The sequence below is a fragment of the Phenylobacterium sp. genome (assembly GCF_046463815.1).
GTDB lineage: Bacteria > Pseudomonadota > Alphaproteobacteria > Caulobacterales > Caulobacteraceae > Phenylobacterium.
Map to the genome: position 1 here is coordinate 46,484 of NZ_JBKBRO010000012.1, position 14,179 is coordinate 60,662.

Annotated in this window: 12 protein-coding genes; 4 read left to right on the forward strand and 8 right to left on the reverse strand. The window is 70.8% G+C overall.

Going from position 1 to position 14,179, the window contains the following annotated elements; translation table 11 throughout:
• Window positions 1-2 precede the first annotated feature (2 nt).
• The gene (locus ACK4TT_RS09810; RefSeq protein WP_409634779.1) at window positions 3-476 is read right to left on the reverse strand and encodes a VOC family protein; all 474 of its coding nucleotides are present in this window, start codon (window positions 474-476) and stop codon (window positions 3-5) included.
• Window positions 477-784: 308 nt separating this feature from the next.
• Here ACK4TT_RS09810 and rpoH point away from each other — a divergent pair, with 308 nt between their 5' ends.
• Window positions 785-1,672 (forward strand): RNA polymerase sigma factor RpoH, encoded by an 888-nt coding sequence (gene rpoH, locus ACK4TT_RS09815; protein ID WP_409634782.1) that lies wholly within the window; start codon window positions 785-787, stop codon window positions 1,670-1,672.
• On the opposite strand, the gene ACK4TT_RS09820 is transcribed toward rpoH, so the two are convergent.
• Both ACK4TT_RS09820 and ACK4TT_RS09825 read right to left on the reverse strand, forming a co-directional pair.
• The gene (locus ACK4TT_RS09820) at window positions 1,673-2,482 is read right to left on the reverse strand and encodes a two-component system response regulator (RefSeq protein WP_410212912.1); all 810 of its coding nucleotides are present in this window, start codon (window positions 2,480-2,482) and stop codon (window positions 1,673-1,675) included.
• An 81-nt stretch (window positions 2,483-2,563) separates the two neighbouring features.
• Window positions 2,564-3,850 (reverse strand): adenylosuccinate synthase, encoded by a 1,287-nt coding sequence (locus tag ACK4TT_RS09825; protein WP_409634787.1) that lies wholly within the window; start codon window positions 3,848-3,850, stop codon window positions 2,564-2,566.
• Window positions 3,851-3,994: 144 nt separating this feature from the next.
• Here ACK4TT_RS09825 and ACK4TT_RS09830 point away from each other — a divergent pair, with 144 nt between their 5' ends.
• Complete coding sequence (locus ACK4TT_RS09830) at window positions 3,995-4,414, forward strand: VOC family protein (protein ID WP_409634789.1); 420 nt, start codon at window positions 3,995-3,997, stop codon at window positions 4,412-4,414.
• Window positions 4,411-5,391 carry a threonine/serine dehydratase gene (locus ACK4TT_RS09835; RefSeq protein ID WP_409634792.1) on the forward strand — a complete coding sequence of 327 codons (981 nt, stop codon included), beginning with the start codon at window positions 4,411-4,413 and terminating at the stop codon, window positions 5,389-5,391. Before ACK4TT_RS09830 ends, ACK4TT_RS09835 begins: the two co-directional genes overlap by 4 nt.
• On the opposite strand, the gene ACK4TT_RS09840 is transcribed toward ACK4TT_RS09835, so the two are convergent.
• From ACK4TT_RS09840 to ACK4TT_RS09860, 5 genes are all read right to left on the reverse strand, one after another.
• Entirely contained in the window at window positions 5,388-6,476 is a 1,089-nt protein-coding gene (locus ACK4TT_RS09840) for an alkaline phosphatase family protein (RefSeq protein WP_410212913.1), read from the reverse strand. The two genes, ACK4TT_RS09835 and ACK4TT_RS09840, sit on opposite strands and share 4 nt — an antisense overlap.
• 66 nt (window positions 6,477-6,542) lie before the next feature.
• Window positions 6,543-7,409 (reverse strand): hypothetical protein, encoded by an 867-nt coding sequence (locus tag ACK4TT_RS09845; protein ID WP_409634798.1) that lies wholly within the window; start codon window positions 7,407-7,409, stop codon window positions 6,543-6,545.
• A 67-nt stretch (window positions 7,410-7,476) separates the two neighbouring features.
• Window positions 7,477-10,608, reverse strand: a complete 3,132-nt coding sequence (locus tag ACK4TT_RS09850) for an efflux RND transporter permease subunit (RefSeq protein WP_410212914.1) — start codon at window positions 10,606-10,608, stop codon at window positions 7,477-7,479.
• On the reverse strand, window positions 10,605-11,681 hold the full coding sequence (locus ACK4TT_RS09855; protein WP_410212915.1) for an efflux RND transporter periplasmic adaptor subunit: 1,077 nt from the start codon (window positions 11,679-11,681) through the stop codon (window positions 10,605-10,607). Before ACK4TT_RS09855 ends, ACK4TT_RS09850 begins: the two co-directional genes overlap by 4 nt.
• An 11-nt stretch (window positions 11,682-11,692) precedes the next feature.
• Complete coding sequence (locus tag ACK4TT_RS09860) at window positions 11,693-13,177, reverse strand: efflux transporter outer membrane subunit (RefSeq protein WP_410212916.1); 1,485 nt, start codon at window positions 13,175-13,177, stop codon at window positions 11,693-11,695.
• A 183-nt stretch (window positions 13,178-13,360) separates the two neighbouring features.
• On the opposite strand from ACK4TT_RS09860, the gene ACK4TT_RS09865 reads away from it, so the two are divergent.
• Window positions 13,361-14,134, forward strand: coding sequence for a TetR/AcrR family transcriptional regulator (locus ACK4TT_RS09865; RefSeq protein WP_410212917.1), 774 nt, complete (start codon window positions 13,361-13,363; stop codon window positions 14,132-14,134).
• The last annotated feature ends 45 nt before the right edge of the window (window positions 14,135-14,179 follow it).

Sequence of the window (14,179 nt, forward strand, 5' to 3'; positions counted from 1 at the left end):
GCTCAGTCCGCCGCGGCCGCCTCCAGCTTCGCCACGTCCAGCTTGATCATCTGCATCATCGCGGCGGCGACCTTGTTCGCGGTCTCGGACGGGCCGCTCATCAGCTCGGTCAGCCGGCGCGGGACCACCTGCCACGAGACCCCGAAGCGATCCTTCAGCCAGCCGCAACGGTCCTCGCGCCCGCCGCGGGCCAGCAGCGCGTCCCAGTAGCGGTCGACCTCGGCCTGGTCCTGGCAGTCGATGACGAAGCTGACCGCCTCGCTGAACGTGAAGTGGGGACCGCCGTTCAGGCCCATGAACGGCGCGCCGTCCAGCTCGAACTCCACCGTCAGCACCTGGCCCGCGCGGTCGCCGGGCAGCCCTTCGGGATAGCGGGCGACCTTGCCGATGCGGGAATTGGGGAAGACTCCCACATAGAATTCAGCGGCCTCCTCCGCCTGGCTGTCGAACCACAGGCAGTTGGTGATCTTGGGCATGGCTCGTCCTTTCGTGGGCTTGAGCACAGGACGATGACGGCGACCGCTTTCCGACACCGGGGCCATATTTTTCCGCTCGCGCCGCATCCGGGGAAGGATGCAAGCTCCGCTAACAGGCCTTGTGAGAAACCCTGCCTTGAAGCCGCCCCAGTCGGGGGGTACTAAATGACCGAGTTGAGCAGTCGGGAATTTTCGACCCGCGCCTCCCACGCGGGCCTACCGAAGCCGCAACCCAGTACATATCTGTTTGGTTGGAGGGGGCGGTCGGCCGGGTATGGCCGAACGTCCGAGAATGAGGGGATAAGTCCATGGCCGTGAACGCGCTCGCCGTGATGTCGCCGGAAGGCGGCCTCAGCCGGTATCTGTCCGAGATCCGCAAGTTCCCCATGCTGGCCAAGGACGAGGAGTTCATGCTCGCCAAGCGCTGGCAGGAGCACCAGGACCCTCAGGCCGCCCACCAGCTCGTCACCAGCCACCTGCGCCTCGTGGCCAAGATCGCCATGGGCTATCGCGGCTACGGCCTGCCGATCGGCGAGGTGATCTCCGAGGGCAACGTCGGCCTGATGCAGGCCGTCAAGAAGTTCGACCCCGACAAGGGCTTCCGACTGGCCACCTACGCCATGTGGTGGATCCGCGCCTCGATCCAGGAATACATCCTGCGCTCGTGGTCGCTGGTGAAGATGGGCACGACGGCCGCCCAGAAGAAGCTGTTCTTCAATCTGCGGAAGGCCAAGAGCGAGATCGCCGCCCTCCAGGAAGGCGACCTGCATCCCGACCAGGTCAGCCAGATCGCCACCAAGCTCGGCGTGCTGGACGAGGAGGTCGTCTCGATGAACCGTCGCCTGGCCGGCGGCGACGCCTCGCTAAACGCGCCGCTGCGCGCCGACGGCGAGAGCGAGTGGCAGGACTGGCTGGTCGACGAGGACACGCCCAGCCAGGAGACCATCATCGCCGACACGCAGGAGAAGACCCTGCGCATGAGCCTGCTCGAGGAAGCGATGACCGAGCTCACCGACCGCGAGCGCCACATCCTCACCGAGCGGCGGCTGAAGGACGAGCCCACCACCCTGGAGGAGCTCGCCTCGGAATACGGCGTCAGCCGCGAGCGGGTCCGCCAGATCGAGGTCCGGGCCTTCGAGAAGCTGCAGAAGTCGATGCGGGCGGCCGCCGAGGAACGGAACCTGGTGGACGCCTGATCAGGCGGCTCGGGCTTCGTCCTGGGGCGCGCAGGCCAGCAGCCTGGCCGCGTGCCTCTCGACCTCGGCGCGGCTCAGGCTGACGCCCATCTTCCGCGACTGCATCACATGGCGATGCAGGTCGGCGGCGGCCGTGACCAGCTTGAGGTCCGCGGCCGCCGTCGCCGCCTTCTGGATGTCGACGACCTGGGCCTCGACGGCGCGGGTCGCCTGCTCGGGGTCCTTGTCGAAGTCGGCGATGGCCGAGCGCAGGATCTTCAGCGCCTGGCCGATGCGCGCGGCGTCGGGCGTCGGGCGATTGTCGGTGCGCCGCTTGAGCGGCCCGGTGTAGTCGCCCGAGTTGAACCGCCGCCGGTCGGGGCCGACGTAGCCCACCGCCTCGATCCAGTCCCGCTGGCGCAGCGTCACCGCCTCCAGCCGGCGCAGCAGGTCCTTCATGGTGAAGGGCTTGCGCAGGAACTCGTGCACCCCGGCGTCGCGCGCGGCGAGGATTCCCGCCGCCGTGGCCGAGCCCGTCACCATGATCACGGGCGCCTGGCGGCAGGCGAGCGGGCTGCGGCGCAGCTTCCGCGTGAACTCCACGCCGTCCATCTTCTCGCACGACATCTCGACGAAGATGAGCTGCGGATCGACGCTCTCGCAGAGCTTCAGCGCCCGGTCGGTCGTGCTGGCGGTCCAGGTCTGGGCGCGGGAGATGTTGCGCATCGCCTCGCCGATCAGGGCGGCGCCCGAGGCCTGCGGATCGGCGATGAGCACCCGCTGCAGCATGGGCGCCATGCGCTGGATGGTTCTCTTCTCGTCGTCGAACACGGCGAACCCCCTCGTCCGCCGCTTACACCCCCGGGGTAAAGAACCGCTTGACGCCGGCGAACACCGTTCAGTCCTGGCCCATCAGTCCTGGAAGGGGTCGCGCATCAGGATGGTGTCGTCCCGCTCGGGGCTGGTGGAGAGCAGGGCCACCGGCGCCCCGATCAGCTCCTCGATCCGCCGCACGTACTTCACGGCGTTGGCGGGCAGGTCCTTCCATGAGCGGGCGCCCTGGGTGGTCTCGCTCCAGCCCTCCATCTCCTCGTAGACCGGCGTGAGCTGGCCCTGGGCCTTCAGGCCAGCGGGCAGGTAGCCGACCGCCTCCCCGTTCAGCTCGTAGCCGGTGCAGATCTTCAGCGTCGGCAGGCCGTCCAGCACGTCCAGCTTGGTGAGCGCGATGCCCGCGATGCCGTTCAGGGCCACCGACTGGCGCACCAGGGCCGCGTCGAACCAGCCGCAGCGGCGCGAGCGGCCGGTCACCGTGCCGAACTCCCGTCCCACCGTGCCCAGGTGCTGGCCCACCTCGTCGGACAGCTCGGTGGGGAACGGCCCCTCGCCCACGCGGGTGGTGTAGGCCTTGACGATGCCCAGGACATAGCCGGGCCCCTTGGGCCCCAGGCCCGAGCCCGCCGCCGCCTGGCCCGCCACGGTGTTGGAGGAGGTCACATAGGGATAGGTGCCGTGATCCACGTCCAGCAGGGCGCCCTGGGCGCCCTCGAACAGCACGCGCCGCCCCTTCTTCACCACCTCGTCCAGCAACAGCCAGGCCGGGCGCGCGAAGGGCAGGATCTTCGGCGCCATCTCCTCCAGCTCGGCCAGCAGGGCCGCGCCGTCGTACTCGGGCAGGCCCAGGCCGCGGCGCAGCGGCGTGTGGTGGGCCAGCAGGCGGTCGATCTTGGCCTCCAGCGCCTCGCGGTCGGCGAGGTCGGCGACGCGGATGGCGCGGCGGCCCACCTTGTCCTCATAGGCCGGGCCGATGCCGCGGCCGGTGGTGCCGATCTTGTTCGTGGCCGCCGCCTCGCGCGCCTGGTCGAGGTCTCGGTGCAGCGGCAGGATCAGGCAGGCGTTGTCGGCCAGCACCAGCAGGTCCGGCGTGATCTTCACGCCCTGCTCGCCCAGGGTCGCGATCTCCTTCAGCAGATGCCAGGGATCGACCACCACGCCATTGCCGATGATCGACAGCTTGCCCTGGACCACGCCCGACGGCAGCAGGCTGAGCTTGTAGGTCTGGTTTCCCACCACCAGGGTGTGGCCGGCGTTGTGGCCGCCCTGGAAGCGCACGACCACGTCGGCGCGGTTGGACAGCCAGTCGACGAGCTTGCCCTTGCCCTCGTCGCCCCACTGGGCGCCGATCACGGTGACGTTGGCCATCTGGATACGATCCCTCCACCTGCCCGGGAGACGCCTCCCGGCCCTTCGACAGGTGCTCGGCGGGGAAGCGGGGATCGATTGCGGCGCCCGTTTAGACCAACTGGACCTCGCCCTCAAGGGTCGCGGGAGCTATCACAGCGGGCCATGGACATCCCGCGCTTCCACCTCGCCTTCCCCGTCCGCGACCTCGCCGAGGCCCGGGCCTTCTACGGCGACCTGCTGGGCTGCCCCGAGGGCCGCTCGAGCGACGCCTGGATCGACTTCGACTTCCGGGGCCACCAGATCGTCGCCCACCTGTCGCCGGACGAGGTCGGCCACCGCAACACCAGCGCCGTCGACGGCGAACAGGTGCCGGTCCGCCACTTCGGCGTCATCCTGACCCTGCCCGAATGGGAGGCCATGGCCGAGAAGCTGAAGGCCGCCGGGATCAGGTTCGTCATCGAGCCTCAGATCCGCTTCAAGGGGCTGCCGGGCGAGCAGGCGACCATGTTCTTCCTCGACCCCTCGGGCAACGCCCTGGAGTTCAAGGCCTTCGCCGACGACTCGATGGTCTTCGCCAAGTGAGCGTGACCTTCGCCGACATCGAGGCCGCCGCCGCGCGGCTGAAGGGCCATGCGGTCGAGACGCCGCTGATCGAAAGTCCGGCCCTGAACGAACGCCTGGGCCGTCGGGTGCTGCTCAAGCCCGAAACCCTGCAACGGGTCGGCGCCTTCAAGTTCCGCGGCGCCTACAACCGGCTGGTCCAGCTCACGGCGGACGAGCGGGCGCGCGGGGTCGTGGCCTTCTCTTCCGGCAACCACGCGCAGGGGGTGGCGCTGGCGGCCAAGCTGCTCGGCATGCCGGCGGTGATCGTGATGCCCAGGGACGCTCCGGCCATCAAGGTCGAGGCGACCAAGGGCTACGGGGCGGAGGTCCTGCTCTACGACCGCCTGACCGAGAGCCGGGAGGCCATCGCGGCCAGGATCTCCGAGGAGCGCGGGGCGATCGTGGTCCCCGCCTTCGACGACCCGCACATCGTGGCCGGCCAGGGCACGCTGGGGCTGGAACTGGTCCGCCAGGCGCAGGCGGCCGGCGCGAAGCTGGGCGCGGTCCTCGCCCCCGTAAGCGGCGGCGGCCTCGTCTCGGGCGTCGCCCTGGCGGTCAAGGCCCTGTCGCCCGACACCGCCGTCGTGGGCGTCGAGCCCGAGGCCTTCGACGACGCCAGGAAGTCGCTCCAGAAGGGCGAGATCGTCGTCCAGAAGGCCACGGGCCGGTCCATGTGCGACGCGCTGGAATCGCCCTTCGTCGGCGAGATCACCTTCCCGATCATGCGCCGCACGCTCGCCGACATCGCCCTCGTCAGCGACGCCGAGGTGGCCGAGGCCATGCGCTACGCCTTCCGCATGCTGAAACTGGTCGTCGAGCCGGGCGGCTCGGTGGGCCTGGCCGCCCTGCTGGCCGGCAAGGTCGCGGCCGGCGGCGACGCCCCCGTCGCCGTGGTGCTCTCGGGCGGCAACGTGGACCCGGACCTCTACGCCCGGGTCCTGCGCGGCGAGATCTAGCGGCCCTTGAGGATCGGCAGCGGCTGGCCGGCGGCCGGATCGAAGGCCTTCCAGTCGAGCCCAAGCGCCGTCAGCGCCGTGGCGGCGACCTGGGCGGAATAGGCGCAACCCTCGGGCTTGGCGCCCGCCTTCACGTCCGGCCCGATGGCGGCGAGCCAGGTGGCGTCCGAGCCCTCGTGGATCGGCTTGCCGTGGCTCTTCCAGGCGTCGGGCTTGCCCTTGCCCCGGCCGTGGTCGGTGGTGACGATCAGGGTGGTCTTGCCGCGATAGGCGGGGTCGGCCTGCAGGGTCTTCCAGAGCTCGGCCAGGAAGGCGTCGGTGCGATGCGCGGCGTCCAGCGTCAGGTCGTATCGGCCCTCGTGGGCGAAGTCGTCCGTCTCGCCGTAGGAGACGAAGAGCACGCGCGGCTTGTCGCGGCGCAGGGTCTCTAGCGCGTAGCCGTGGGTAATGGCGTCCAGCCGCACGGTGGCCCAGAGCCTCGGGACCTCGCGGGCGAATTCCGCCAGCTTCGCCTCGGCCGGCGTGCGGGCAGGCAGGTCGTCCCAGCCGTCGTTGACCGGCACGCCGCTGCGGGCCGCGTTGACGATGTCCCTGAAGTGATCCCAGGAGGCGACGGCGCGCACCTGGCCCTTGAAGCCGGGCTGGCGGTTCAGCCACTCCAGGACGGTGACGTTGGCGTTGGGCCCGTGCTCGTTCGATCGGACCTTGGGGTCGGGCTTGCCGGTCAGGATCTCGTTGTAGCCGGGATACGAGAACCACATCTCGTTCGAGACCGCGAAGCACGAGCCGTGGTCGCGGTCGCCCAGCAGCACGCCTTCCTTGGCCACCACGCCGTTCAGGAACGGCATCAGCGCCATGGTCCGGTCGGCCGGGGCCAGGAAACGCTTCTGGACGTCCTCAGGCTCGTGGACGAAGGCGCGGTCGGCGGCCCGCGCCGGGTCGGCGCCCCGGAAGACGTCGGTCCAGTCGAGCCCGTCCAGCGTCACCAGCACCACGCGCCGGTCGTCGGCCGCCTGCGCGGGCATGACCGCCATCGCCGCGAGCGCCAGGCCCGCCGCCCACTTCACAACCGAACGCCAACGCATGCCGATGCCCTCTCACCGTGATTGGAGGCGCCTAGCAGGCTTGTCTGACAGTTCTGTGAGGGCCGCTCACGCCGAAGCCTTCAGCCGGCGGTAGACCTCGACGTAGGGGGCGATGGCGACGGTGTAGCCAAGCCCGTAGAGAGCGACGGTCAACCCCAGGCCCAGGACCGCCCCGACGGTCACCGCGACGGCCAGGGCCGCGCCGCCCAGCGAGCCCAGTCCCATCAGCACCACGATGAGCAAGGCAAGGGGGAGCATCATCATCACGAACAGGATCAGCACCATGAAGAGCAGCGCCAGCACGAGCAGGACGATCCGCCAGCCTTGGCCGCGGGTCAGCCGCCAGGCGTCCAGCAGGACGAAGCGCTCCTCGTCGAAGGCCTGAATCCAGATCGGAAAGAAACGCGCCAGGACGTACATCACGCCGGCGACGACCGGCAGGCCGATCAGGACGCCCCATTGCCAGTTCGGCAGGCCGGTCACCCCGGCCATGAAGCCGATCAGGTAACCCGCCGCGAAGCCGACCACCAGGAGCCCCATGCCGATCAGGAGCATCGCGACCAGCGAGCTCGCCGTGAGCCACAGCTCACCCCGGCCGAGCCGCAGGTAGAAGAACCGCCGGTCCTGCGGTCGCAGCACGGCGCGGGCGACCGCGCCATAGAGGAGGATAGCCCATGCCCCGTTGAGGATGAACGCCAGGATCGAGACCCCCAGGGTCTCGCCCTCTGTGGCCTTTTCGATCAGCGCCTGGGCGGCCTCGGGATCATCGCCCACCACGCGCATGTACTCGGGCAAGACGCCGCCGTAGGTCATGAACTCTGTCACCGCCAGCAGGACCAGCGTGCCGAGGCCCCAGGCCAGCACCGCCTTCCACTCGCGCCGCGCCAGGCGAAACCCGCTCTTCAGCGCATCCTCGATCGAGAACCCGGCCATCCGCTCCCCCTCACGTCCAGATGGCGCGAGCATAGGCGGGAATAGTTCAGGTTGAACAGGCTAGACCCTACAGCCGATCCTCGGGCACGGGGCCGCGCGGGGCCTCGCGGGGCGTCACCAGCAGGGCCAGCTTGGGCCGCAGCCAGTTCTCGAAGTCGTCCACGAAGCGGTAGACCACCGGCACCAGCACCAGCGACAGCAGGGTCGAGGTGATCAGGCCGCCGATCACGGCCACGGCCATGGGCTGGCGGAACTCGGCGCCCTTCTCCAGCGCGAAGGCGGTCGGCAGCATGCCTGCCGCCATGGCGAGCGTGGTCATGATGATCGGCCGCACCCGCTCGCGACAGGCCTCGATCAGCGCGTCGTGCTGGCTCATGCCCTCGCGCTCGCGCTCGATGGCGTACTCGACCAGCAGGATCGAGTTCTTGGCCGCCAGGCCCATCAGCATCAGGAAGCCGATCAGCGAGGGGATCGACAGCGACAGGTTGAAGATCAGGAGCCCGATGAACGCCCCGCCCACCGCCAGCGGCAGGGCGGCCAGGATGACGATCGGCTTGAAGAAGCTGCGGAACAGCAGCACCAGCACGGCGAACATCAGGAAGACGGCGGTGGCGAAGGCGACCACGAAGCCGCCGAACATCTCGGCCATGGCCTCGGCGTCGCCCACCGCGCCCGGCTTAACGCCGCGCGGCAGGTTCTTCATGATCGGCAGGTTGGCAACGGCCTTGGTCGCCTCGCCCAGCTCCACCCCGTCGCCCAGCTCGGCCTGAATGGTGATCTGGCGCTGGCGGTTCAGCCGGTCGATGCGCGCCGGGCCCGCCTGGAACTCGACGTCGGCCACCGCGCCCAGGGTGGTGACCCCTCCGGTCGCGGTGGGCAGGCGGAGCTGGCGGATCTGCTCGACGTCCGCGCGGGCCTCTTCCGGCAGGCGGATGCGGATCGGGATCCGCCGCTCGCCCTCGTTCAGCTTCGGCACATTGGCCTCGATGTCGCCGACGGTGGCCACGCGCGCGGCCTGGGCGATGGTCGCCACCGAGACGCCCAGGCGGGCGGCCTCGTCGGGCCGGGGCCGTATGGCCACCTCGGGCCCCACGGGGGGATTGGCCGGCCGTGGATCGGCGATCACCTTCAGGGTTCGCATCTGCCGCTCGAGTTCGAGGCTCGCGCGCTCCAGGGCGACGGGATCCTGGGCGGTCAGCACCTGCTCGAAGCCGGCCGATCCCTGGAAGTCGAGGAAGTTCAGCCGCACGTCGGGAATGGCGGCGATCTGGTCGCGCACGCGATCCTTGAGCTGGTTGCCGGTGACCTTGCGGTCGGGCCGCATCAGGATGGTGATCGTACCGGAGCGCAGGTCGCTGGCGCCGGGGCCGCCGCCGGGCCCGAAGTTGGCCACGGTGGAGCCCACCTGGGCGAAGACGTCGGTGACCTCCGGCTGGGCGGTCATCACGCGGGTGACCTCCTGGACCGCAGCCTCCATGTCCTGGATGGTCGCGCCGGGCGGGCCCTGGACGTTGATGTAGATGTAGTCCGGGTCGCCCGGCGGCTGAAAGCCCTGGGGCAGGAAGCCCACCAGCGTCACGGAACCGGCGAACATCACGAGGCCGGCCAGCGCCGCGACGATCCGGTGGGCCAGGGCCCACTCCAGGCTCCGGCGGTAGAAGCCCTCGAACGGCTTGCGCTCGTGCGGCCTCACCGAGGGCTTGAGGAAGTAGGCGGCCATCAGCGGGGTCACGAGGCGCGCCACCAGCAGCGAGAACAGCACCGCCACCGAGACGGTCAGGCCGAACTCCTTGAAGAACTGGCCCGGGATGCCCGGCATGAAGCTGACCGGCGTGAACACCACCACGATGGCCATGGTCGTGGCGACCACCGCCAGGCCGATCGCGTCGGCGCCCTCCAGGGCGGCCTCATAGGGCCGCATCCCGCGGGCCACGCGCTTCTCGATGTTCTCGATCTCGACGATGGCGTCGTCGACCAGGATGCCGATGACGAGGGTGAGCGCGAGCAGCGTGACCAGGTTCAGCGAGAAGCCGGCCAGTTGCATCACGAAGAAGGTCGGGATCAGCGAGATCGGCATGGCCAGCACGGTGATCATCGTCGCCCGCCAGTCGCGCAGGAAGAACAGCACCACGAGCGCGGCCAGCGCCATGCCCTCCAGCAGCACGTGCTGGGTGGCGCGGAAGTTGGCGCGGGTCTCGTCCACCGAGGCGAAGATCTTGGTGAAGCGGACGGCTGGATTGGCCTTCTCCATGGCGGCGAGCTTGGCCTTGACGCCGTCCTCGACGTCGACGTCGGAGGACTCCTTGGTCTTGCTGACCTGGAAGCCGACCACCGGCCGGCCGTTCAGGCGCGCGAAGCCGCGCGCCTCGGACGAGCCGTCGCCCACCTGGGCCACGTCGGTCAGGCGCACGAAACCGCCCGCGCCGGTGGGTATGGTCATGTTGCGGAGCTGGGCCACGGTCGCGGCCGAGCCCAGGACCCGCACCGTCTGCTCCCGGCCGCCCACCTGGACGCGCCCGCCAGGCGCGTCCTGCTGGAAGCTCACGAGGGCGTTGTTCACCTGGGCGGCGGTGAGGCCGCGGGCCGCCAGCCGGTCGGGATCGATGATGACGTTGATCTCGCGGGCCACGCCGCCGACGCGCGTCACCTGGGCCACACCCGCCACCGTCTGCAGCTCGCGCGCGATGCGGTCGTCCACGTACCAGGACAGCTCCTCGTCCGACATCGACGGCGCCTCGACGGCGTAGGTGATGATCGGGAAGGCGTCGTCGATCTCGACGCGGGTGACGGTCGGCTCGTCGATGTCGCGCGGGAGGATCTGCCGCGTCTGGTCGATCTTGGCCCGGACCTCGTCGGTCTTCTTCTGCAGGTCCTCGCCCATTTCGAACTGGATCGAGGTGGTGGAGACCCCCTGGGTCACCACCGACTGGACGTTCTTGACCCCAGTGATGCCGGAGATGGCGTCCTCGACCGGCCGGGTGATCTGGGTCTCCATCTCCCCGGGCGCCGCGCCGCTCTGGGTGACGGTGACCGCCACGACGGGGAACTGGATGTTGGGGAACTGCTTCACCGCCAGCCCGGAATAGGCGATCAGCCCGGCGATCAGCAGGCCCAGGAACAGCAGGGCGACCGGAACCGGGTTGCGGATCGCCCAGGCCGAGACCGGGAAGTGCGAGGAGGCGCTGCGGTGTTCGCTCATCGCGCCGCCCCGGTCGGTTCCGCGGCGGGTCGCGCCGGCGCGCCGGCCAGCACGGGCTTCACGAGGTCGCCATCCAGCAGGAAGGAGGCGGCGTTCTCGACCACGCGCGCGCCGGCCCCGGGGCCGCGGACGATCTGCACCAGGCCAGACCCGCGCTGGCCGGTCTGGACGGCCACGCGCTTCACGCGGTTGTCGGCGCCGACAACCATGACGCTGGCGCCGTTGGCGTCATAGCGGATCGCCGTCTCCGGCACGGCGAGCACCGGGCCCGACACGTCCTCGAACACCGCCCGGCCGAAGCCGCCCGCGCGGATGTCGCCGCGCACCGGCAGGGTGACGCGCACCTCGCCGAGCTTGGTCTGGGGGTCGATCTGGGGGCTGACGATCCTGACGGTACCGGTCACCGTGGTCCCACTGGGCAGGGTGACGGTCGCCCGCTGGCCGCGCCGCACGCGGGCGAGGTCGTCCTCGGAAAGGTCGGCCGACAGCTCGATCTGACCGTCGCGGGCCAGCCGGAACCAGGGCGTCGCGCCGCCGGCCGACAGGTCGCCCGGCCGTACGGTGCGCTCCAGCACCAGGCCCGAGACCGGCGCGGTCACCGCCATCTTGCGCATGCGGACCTGCAGGTCGCGCAGGTTGGCGCGGGCCGCCTGGGCCTGGAAGCGGCGCTGGGCGATCTGCTCCTGCGACAGGACGCCTTCGCCGTCGAGGCCCTGGACGCGCCGGGCCTGGTCCTCGGCCTGGTCGGCCTGGGCCTGGGCCTGGGCGAGCTGGGCCTCCAGCAGCGCCGGATCGAGCTGGGCCAGGGTCTGGCCGGCCTTCACATAGTCGCCGACGTCGGCCAGCACCCGGGCCACGCGGAAACCGGTGACCTCGGCGGTGACCGCGGCCTCCTCGCGCGGGATCAGGTCGCCCGAGGCCGAGATCGCGCCGGTGATCGCGCGCGGCGCGACGGCGACCACGCGCACGGCGCGGGCCTGCTGGGCGGTCTGCTTGGCGGGCTCGGGCCTGTGGCAGGCCGACAGCGCCACGGCGGCGGCCAGGACCGGGAGGAGGGTGAGCTTCAGTCGCATGCGGTCTCGCATCATCGGGCCTGGACGGCCTGGGTGGTGTTCTCGCGGCTATTCTGGGCGTAGGCCTGGGCGGGCCAGCCGCCGCCCAGGGCCTTGTAGGCCTGCACGGTCCGGCGCAGCGCCTGCACCTGGGCGGACGTGAGCTGGGTCCGGGTCGCGCGCCAGGACTGTTCGGCGTTCAGCGTGGTGGTGAGGTCGGTCAGGCCCCGGGCGTAGCCGGTCCGGGCCGCATCGTAGGCGCGGGCGGCGCGGCGCTCGCCCTCGGTCAGCAGCGCCACGCGGCGGCGGTCGGCGTCCAGGCGCACCATCGCGCCCTCGGCCTCCTGGAAGGCCGTCTGCACCGAACGCTCGTAGGCGATCACCGCCTGTTCGGTGCGGGCGTTCTGCGCCTTCAGCTCGGCCATCAGGCGAGGGATCGACAGGATCGGCTGGGTGATGGTCCCGCCGAGCGTCCAGCTCTGCGATTCCGAGAAGAAGTTCGGCTGCTCCTGCCGGGACCAGCCGAGGCCTGGGGTGAAGGTCAGCTTGGGGAAGAAGGCGAGGCCCGCCAGCCGCTGCTGGCCCGCCGCCGAGCGCAGCCGGGCCTGGGCCTCGCGCACGTCGGGCCGGCGCTCCAGGAGCTCGCTCGGGATGGCGGCGGGGACGGGTGGAGCCTCGCCCACCCGAGGCGGGGCGGCGATGTTGGCGGTGGGCTCCACGACCCGGCCGGCCAGGATCAGGATGGCCCGCTTCTGGGCCTGCAGCTCGGCCTCCAGGGCGGTCACCTGGGCGTCGGCCTGGGCGAGCTCGCCCGAGATGCGATCGGCCTCCGAGCTGGCCGCCAGGCCCAGCGTCCCGCGCTTGACCGCCACGTCGTAGAGCTCGCGCTGGATGCGCGCCGTCTCCCGCGCGTCGGCGAGCTGGATGGCCAGCCCCCGGGCCTGGAAATAGGCGTCGGCCGTCTGGGCGGCGATGGCCGCGCGCGCGCCCTCCCAGCCGAACCGGGCGGCGGCGACCTCCGCGTTGGCCGAGCCCAGCGCGGCGAGCGAGCGACCGAAGAGGTCGATCTCCCAGCTCACGTTGAAGTTGGCCTGGTAGGTCTCGGACGCGCCGCTGGTCGAGAAGCCCGGAATGTCCACCGCCGTCCCCGAAAGCTGCTCGGTTTGGGTGCGCTTGGCCGAGCCGCTGGCGTCGCCCGTCGGAAGATACTGGAGAATGGCGCTGGTCCGCTGGGCGCGGACCTCGGCCAGCCGCGCGGCGGCCGTGCGGACGTCGGGGTTGCGGGCCAGCGCCTGCTCCACCAGCCCGGTGAGCTCGGGATCGTTGAAGGCCGTCCACCAGGCGTCCAGCGCCACCGCGCCGGGCGGCGCGGTGGGCGCCTCGTAGGCCTGGGGCAGGGCCACGTCTGCGGGCCTGGGGGTCGCGCAGGCGGCCAGGGTCGCCGACACCAGGGTCAGGGACGCCAGCCCCAGGGAGGCCCGGATGGCGGCGGAGGAGGCGTTTCGCATGGAACTCATGGAAATCGGGTTCGGCGGCCGGCGTTGGTTGAACAAGGTTTGCGCGCCCGACGCAACGTGCGCCGTCGCCGGGGACCATTCTGCAGCGTCGCCTCGCCGGGACCTCTTGCGGGCCCCGTGCAGCGCGCCGTGTGCCGCAAACTCCGTATCATGTAAAGTGTAATTGTGGTAACGTCGAGCCGAATGGCCAAGGAACACCCTTCAGACCACGACCCCCGGCGCAGCATCGAGCTGCTGTGGGGCCTGCACGAACCCGGCAAGCGCGGGCCCAAGCCGCGCTTCTCGACCGAGGACGTGGTCGAGGCGGCCATCGCCATCGCCGACCGCGAAGGGCTGGCGGCGCTGTCCATGCGCGCGGTGGCCCAGGCCGTCGGCGTCTCGCCCATGTCGATCTACACCTATGTCCGCTCGAAGTCGGAGCTGCTGGCCCTGATGGTCGACCGGGTGGCGGGCGAGCTGGAGGACGCGCCGCCCGGCGCCGGCTGGCGCGAGAGCCTCGCCTTCATGGCCCGGCGGCGGTGGAGCATGGGCCTGGAACGCCCCTGGCTGATGGACGCCGTTCACCACCGCCCGCCGCTCGGGCCCAACATCATCGCCCGCATGGAGGCCATCCTGCGCGCCATGGAGCCGACCGGCCTCTCGGACCTCGAGAAGGACCTGATGGTCGACGTGCTCCGGGCCTATATCGAAGGCGCCCTGCAAGACGCCCGCGACGCCCGGGAGGCCGAGCAGCGCACGGGCCTGACCGACGCCCAGTGGTTCGAGCTGGCCGAGCCCGCCCTGCAGCAGCGCCTGGACCCCAGGAGCCACGCCGCGCTGATCCGCCTGGGCGAGGCCTGGCGCACGGCGCCCGACATCGCCCAGCTGGCCGATCCCACCGCCCGCTTCGAGCTCGGGCTGGAGGTCGTGCTCGACGGAATCGCGGCGTTCATCGCGCGCCGCGGCGGGACGCCCTAGCCGTTTCATCCGGACGCCATTAGGGTCGCGCAACTTTCGACCCCA

Bases quoted from the DNA above. Each gene is read 5' to 3' on its own strand.
- ACK4TT_RS09830 (WP_409634789.1), top strand. From the start codon at position 3,995: ATGGACATCCCGCGCTTCCACCTCGCCTTCCCCGTCCGCGACCTCGCC.
- ACK4TT_RS09860 (WP_410212916.1), bottom strand. From the start codon at position 13,177: ATGAGTTCCATGCGAAACGCCTCCTCCGCCGCCATCCGGGCCTCCCTG.
- ACK4TT_RS09810 (WP_409634779.1), bottom strand. From the start codon at position 476: ATGCCCAAGATCACCAACTGCCTGTGGTTCGACAGCCAGGCGGAGGAG.
- ACK4TT_RS09825 (WP_409634787.1), bottom strand. From the start codon at position 3,850: ATGGCCAACGTCACCGTGATCGGCGCCCAGTGGGGCGACGAGGGCAAG.
- ACK4TT_RS09845 (WP_409634798.1), bottom strand. From the start codon at position 7,409: ATGGCCGGGTTCTCGATCGAGGATGCGCTGAAGAGCGGGTTTCGCCTG.
- ACK4TT_RS09865 (WP_410212917.1), top strand. From the start codon at position 13,361: ATGGCCAAGGAACACCCTTCAGACCACGACCCCCGGCGCAGCATCGAG.
- ACK4TT_RS09850 (WP_410212914.1), bottom strand. From the start codon at position 10,608: ATGAGCGAACACCGCAGCGCCTCCTCGCACTTCCCGGTCTCGGCCTGG.
- rpoH (WP_409634782.1), top strand. From the start codon at position 785: ATGGCCGTGAACGCGCTCGCCGTGATGTCGCCGGAAGGCGGCCTCAGC.
- ACK4TT_RS09855 (WP_410212915.1), bottom strand. From the start codon at position 11,681: ATGCGACTGAAGCTCACCCTCCTCCCGGTCCTGGCCGCCGCCGTGGCG.
- ACK4TT_RS09840 (WP_410212913.1), bottom strand. From the start codon at position 6,476: ATGCGTTGGCGTTCGGTTGTGAAGTGGGCGGCGGGCCTGGCGCTCGCG.